This window comes from Acidimicrobiales bacterium (genome assembly GCA_030747595.1).
Lineage (GTDB): Bacteria > Actinomycetota > Acidimicrobiia > Acidimicrobiales > MedAcidi-G1 > UBA9410.
Genome location: JASLKK010000062.1, coordinates 1 through 614, shown reverse-complemented (window position 1 = coordinate 614; position 614 = coordinate 1). Strand labels below are relative to the sequence as shown.

The following is a 614-nucleotide window of genomic DNA, read 5'->3' as shown; positions in this document are numbered from 1 at the left end:
AAAAAAGCTGCAGTATTCAAACCATTTTTCCGGTCAGTGCGTATTTGTTGAACTGGAAGCCGCGCAAGAGCTTGTACTCCCGTCAAAAATACTTTTCCGGAGTCATTTAAATATCGATTGCTGATCTTGTATCCGTTAGCGTCAGGCATAGACCTCCTATCTTCACGAGCGACCTTACCGTGTTTGATACTTAGTCTTTCATATTAGAACTGGGCGTGTGTCACCTTTAGCAATTATCAAGCAATAGGTGCGCCCTCGACAGGAATCGAACCTGTGGCCTACCGCTTAGGAGGCGGTCGCTCTATCCTACTGAGCTACGAGGGCAATGGTGAGAGGATACTAGCGGTTCAGGTCCTTGACTTAGGAGATCGGAATTCCTTAAGCAGATCAGGAGAAATTCTGCCAAACCCCACGAATGGCGTTTTGTTACCTATGCTTTTAATAATGCGAGTACATGACACAATGAGGAACCAGCTCGTTGAGCTAGAGCTTAGAGAACCAGGAAAAGTTTCTATCTACGCATGTGGCCCGACCGTATACGATGTCCCCCATCTAGGGCATGCTCGAACAGCGCTAACATACGATATTCTCAAGCGATATCTTGAATGGCAGGG

1 tRNA gene is annotated in these 614 nt (G+C 46.7%); it reads right to left on the bottom strand.

The features are described from left to right. Positions 1–250: 250 nt before the first annotated feature. Positions 251–324 (bottom strand) — tRNA-Arg (locus QF777_12090). Positions 325–614: the final 290 nt, after the last annotated feature.